This window comes from Sinomicrobium halophytocola, assembly GCF_052983395.1.
The window spans coordinates 1-4,802 of sequence record NZ_JBRKIT010000041.1; the positions used below are offsets into that span (position 1 = coordinate 1).

The window sequence follows — 4,802 nt, forward strand, 5'->3', positions numbered from 1 at the left end:
TATTCGCCGAACATCCTGCACGTGAAGCTGAACCCGGATAACAGTACAACCGGTAACCTCGCCCGGATGGAAAAGATTTTCAAGACATACAATCCGCAATATCCGTTTGAGTATGTATTTGCCGATGAAAATTATGCACTGAAATTCAGGAATGCCGAGCGTTCGGGAAAGTTGGCCGGACTGTTTGCTATACTTACTATTGTGATATCATGTTTAGGCCTGTTCGGGTTAGCGGCCTATATGGCCGAGAGCCGTACCAAAGAAATCGGGGTACGGAAGGTGCTCGGCGCATCGGTATGGAGCGTTACGCGGTTATTGTCTAAGGATTTTCTGAAACTGGTGATGTTATCGTTCGTCATCGCTTCCCCCATAGCCTGGTATGCCATGAACAAGTGGTTAGCCAGTTATTCGTACCGGATCGGTATCGAATGGTGGGTATTTGCCCTGACAGGGGTGCTGGCGGCGTTGATTACCATCGTGACGGTGAGTTGGCAGGCCATTAAAGCGGCAGTGGCCAACCCGGTGGATAGTTTGAGGGATGAATAAGGAACTATTAGCGATTAAGGGAAAATAATACCTGGATTTTTAGTGAGTAATCTTTTCATGCGAAGAAAAATCTTGGTTTATGTATTTTCATTCCTGTATGCCAGTGGTGGCACACCTATATTTTTGCGGAAAGTATAGATAAACCTTGACGGAGTTTCATAGCCTAAGGAGTAAGCAATTTCCGAAACTGACCAACCTGTAACCTTTAGCAATATTTTGGCTTCCTGCAATATTCTGTCCGTAATGATTTCCGAAGTAGTTTTATTACGGATGTGTTTAACGGATTTATTCAAGTGATTGATTGATACCGAAAGCCGTTCAGCAAAGTCTTTGGGTTTCCTAAGTTTAACGCTGTCAGAAGTGGAATGCAATGGGAATTGTAAAGCTAACAGTTCCTCGAAGAGCAATGTTATCCGGTTTTCAGCACCGTTTCTTTTCGTTACTTTACGTTGTACGCCATTTATTTTTATTGCCTTATGGATAAGCTCATATACGAGATTACGAACAGCATCAAACCTGTATTCGTAATCAGAGCGAAGTTCTTCTTTCATATTATCCAATAGAGTTTCAAATGTCAGATATTCATCCTCCGATAAACCAAATACGTTATCATGATGATTTTGAAAAACGGGGTAAGTCTTTATATCCCCGAAGTTGCTAAAAAATTCTTCGTTGAAAATGCAGAAGTATTCTTTTATCGGTTCTTCTGTTTCTTCAAGCAGAAAGGGTATCATTGGGTTAATAAAAACCAACGCATATTTTTCGATTTCGATAGTCCTATCCGCATAATGACATTTGCATTTACCCTGTACCAATTTTATTTTGTAGAGGCTTTTTCGTGTAAACGAGAGCAACGATATAGCATCATCTCTTTTCTTCACCGTATCAATTTTCATCACATCAAAATGCCCTGTTCCCCATTGGAAATAAGTAGGGACATTTAGGTTTTTCTTTTTGTAAAAGTCCACTATGTCGTTGAGGTTATTCATAATGCTAATTTACTAAACGCATAGGCAGGAAACTAATATTGATTGATTTTCGATATGGTTCGTTTGATTGCGGACATTTTCACCCAATTGCCCTTTCTAATTTTGTACAGGTAGAATTTAAAACATAAAAATGATGGGTTTATCAGATTACAGGACATTGGGAAAATCGGGGTTACGTATCAGCCCCTTAACATTAGGAACGATGACCTTTGGCGAAGATTGGGGTTGGGGAACTAATCCTGCGGATGCTAATGAGATACTGGATGAGTATATTGGAAACGGTGGGAATGTTATTGATACGGCAAATATTTACACAAAAGGTCATTCGGAAAAAATCATTGGAAATTTTTTAGCTAACAAATCCGTTCGGAGGGATGCTTTGGTTATTTCCACAAAATTTTGGGGCAATATGTACCCTTATGATGCTAACGGTGGCGGAGCGAGCAGAAAAAGTATTATCCAATCGCTGGAACATTCTTTACGGAGGTTACAGACAGATTATATAGACCTCTATTGGCTTCACGCTTTTGACCCCTATACTCCAATAGAAGAAACGCTTTCGGCCTTGCAAGATTTGGTGAGTGCAGGGAAAATACGATATATAGCTATTTCCGATACCCCTGCATGGAAAATCACGGAGGCTCAAATGCTCGCAAAATTCAGAGGTTGGTCGGCATTTATCGGTCTGCAATTAGAGTATTCTCTTTTGGAAAGGTCGGTGGAAAACGAGCTAATCCCTATGGCTTTGGATATGGGATTGGGTGTTATGCCTTGGTCACCATTAAAAGAGGGGATATTGAGCGGAAAGTATATGAGAGAAAACAAAGGTCGGCAATTAAGTGGCAGGAATGAAAGCAGGATAAGTCCAGAGCTTCCGGAAAAAACCTATCGGATAATCGAACAATTAACTGCTATCGCAAAAGATAGAAACGTTCCTGTATCGGCTGTTTCCATTGCATGGGTAATGCATCAAAAAGGAGTTACCTCGACTTTGCTCGGTGCAAGGACATTGGAACAGTTAAAGCAGAATATCAAGGCTTCGGAATTGGAACTGTCCATTGAAGAACAGCAATCCTTAAACGAATTGTCTGTTCCTGAACTGCCGTTTCCACATAACTTACTAAATGGTACAGCAGACCTTTTACAGGCAGGAACAACCATAAACGGCATAAAATCAAATGTAGCCGAGATACTTCCACAAAATGACGGTGAACGCCATGAATAGAGAGCCTGAAAAGTACGTTTTCAACAATCGGAATATTGCAGTTGGTATCGTATTCTTTTTATTAGGGTTGAGTTTCACCACTTGGACTTCAAGAGTAGCCGATATTCAGCAAAAACTAAACCTGTCCGATGGACAATTGGGTAGTGTTTTGTTTGCCATGCCTGTTGGCTTATGGGTTTCATTAGCCGTTTCGGGTTGGCTTATCAAAAAATATTCAAGTAAATCAGTAGCCGTTTGGGGTTTGGTTTTATACCATATCATATTGGTAATAATAGGATTGAGCAATACAACGATACAGCTCGTTACCAGTCTTTTCCTGTCGGGACTGTTTTATAGTGCCGTAAATGTGTCTATGAATACGCAGGGAACTCTTGCGGAGCAAAACGTAAATAAAACTTTATTGCCCTTTTTTCATGGTATTTGGAGTGTGGCGGGTTTTATAGGGGCATCTGTCGGAACACTGTTAATCAAAAACGGAGTACCGACGGTAACGCAATTTATTGTTGTCGCTTCTTTGGGAATATCCATCATCCTGTTAGCGAAACGCTATCTTTTTTACAATCCCGAATTGGAGCAGGTCGGAAAAACATTTGCCATACCCGAAAAATCCCTCATCATACTTGGAGTGATTGCATTCTTTGCCATGATTTGTGAAAGCATAATGTATGATTGGAGCGTGGTTTATTTTCAAAAAGAGGTGCATGATGTAAAAGACAATATAGGGATTGGCTATTCGGCTTTTATGGCAATGATGACCGCAGGCAGATTTGCGAATAGTTTTCTATTGGATAGATACGGAATTAGAAATCTTATGCAGATAAACGCCTGCCTTATTTTTTCGGGAACATCGATTGCAATTATTTATCCATGCCTTACAGGAAGTTCGATTGGTTTTGGATTGATTGGATTGGGCATTTCCTCAATGGTTCCGCTTGTGGCAGGGATGGCAAGCAAAACGAAAAGAATGGCTCCGGCTTCGGGCATTGCATCCGTGTTGACTATTGGATTTATTGGTTTTCTGATAGGGCCGCCTTTAATTGGCATCCTGTCAGAATATTTCAATCTAAGGATGGCATTTGTGCTATTGGTCGTTTCATCATTATTTATAGGTAGCTTATCTCGGTTTTTAAAGCCGTGAAATTGTATTTTAGAAAAGAAGTATATTAAACAAACTAACTGAAATAGTATCTTCATTAAATTATATTATCTCGGAGATACAGCGAAAAGAAAACGCAATTTCGCTGCCTGCACCTAATATAATTGATGAAGCGTACCAGATGACAAGATACCTGAGTTCTTGCAGCCGATAAAGATATTACAAAGCAAGGCTTTAAAAACCATTGGGAGGAAATCAACTTCTTTGACAACATTAAGTCATACATCCTGTCGAAACTCATATACCACAATAGGATATTTCGTACACAGACAGCCTGTCCTGTTGATGAGGTGAAAATTGTACGCGAGTTATTTTTCAGAACAATTGCAGGAATTAAAACAGGAATACAGAGAGCATATCTACAATTCAGATTTTTACAGATATTATCGTTCAGGAAGAACCGACCGAGATGAAACCTATTTTAGGTTAGGCAACATCAATTTCCACGATGGTCTTAATAGTATTATTTTTTAAGGAGCCTTACAATCGTTTACCGCCAGATCCAATATGGGCTGGACCGGGATGCCGGGTATAACCGGAATAATCTGGTATACCTCTTTTTTCAGGGCGATATGGATAAGAATTATACCTCCATTAAAAACGAATTACTCGGAAGCAATGCCGCGACATCCGTCTCCCTTTCGGCCAACCCCATTACACAACAGTGGAGCGACAGTTGGGGATTCCATTGGGAAGGCAGTACGAAAGCTGATGAGAAACTGGAATTCGTGCGGATGGGTACGGATGCCGGTTTCACCGAGACGTTCGGTATCGAATTGGTTGCCGGCCGCGATATTGATGTGTACCGGTATCCCACCGACAGTATGGCCATTCTCTTGAATGAAGCTGCTGTGAAGGCCATGCGGCTTAAGGATCCGGTCGGCAC

At 40.9% G+C, this 4,802-nt stretch carries 6 protein-coding genes and 1 pseudogene; 6 read left to right on the forward strand and 1 reads right to left on the reverse strand.

The window, feature by feature from the left end:
* The coding region (locus ACVBDY_RS18385) for an ABC transporter permease (RefSeq protein ID WP_447174695.1) at positions 1 to 546 on the forward strand (546 nt) is incomplete at its 5' end.
* A gap of 77 nt (positions 547 to 623) precedes the next feature.
* Here the strand turns inward: ACVBDY_RS18385 and ACVBDY_RS18390 are convergent.
* Complete coding sequence (locus ACVBDY_RS18390) at positions 624 to 1,535, reverse strand: helix-turn-helix domain-containing protein (protein WP_447176927.1); 912 nt, start codon at positions 1,533 to 1,535, stop codon at positions 624 to 626.
* A gap of 130 nt (positions 1,536 to 1,665) precedes the next feature.
* Here ACVBDY_RS18390 and ACVBDY_RS18395 point away from each other — a divergent pair, with 130 nt between their 5' ends.
* From ACVBDY_RS18395 to ACVBDY_RS18415, 5 genes and pseudogenes are all read left to right on the forward strand, one after another.
* A complete protein-coding gene (locus tag ACVBDY_RS18395) occupies positions 1,666 to 2,760 on the forward strand; it encodes an aldo/keto reductase (RefSeq protein WP_447176928.1) in 1,095 nt (364 codons plus the stop codon).
* Positions 2,753 to 3,898 carry an MFS transporter gene (locus tag ACVBDY_RS18400; protein WP_447176929.1) on the forward strand — a complete coding sequence of 382 codons (1,146 nt, stop codon included), beginning with the start codon at positions 2,753 to 2,755 and terminating at the stop codon, positions 3,896 to 3,898. Before ACVBDY_RS18395 ends, ACVBDY_RS18400 begins: the two co-directional genes overlap by 8 nt.
* 257 nt (positions 3,899 to 4,155) lie before the next feature.
* A complete protein-coding gene (locus ACVBDY_RS18405) occupies positions 4,156 to 4,329 on the forward strand; it encodes a hypothetical protein (protein ID WP_447176930.1) in 174 nt (57 codons plus the stop codon).
* Entirely contained in the window at positions 4,274 to 4,390 is a 117-nt protein-coding gene (locus tag ACVBDY_RS18410) for an RteC domain-containing protein (RefSeq protein WP_447176931.1), read from the forward strand. Before ACVBDY_RS18405 ends, ACVBDY_RS18410 begins: the two co-directional genes overlap by 56 nt.
* A 98-nt stretch (positions 4,391 to 4,488) precedes the next feature.
* Positions 4,489 to 4,802, forward strand: a pseudogene (locus ACVBDY_RS18415) (ABC transporter permease); the annotation flags it as partial.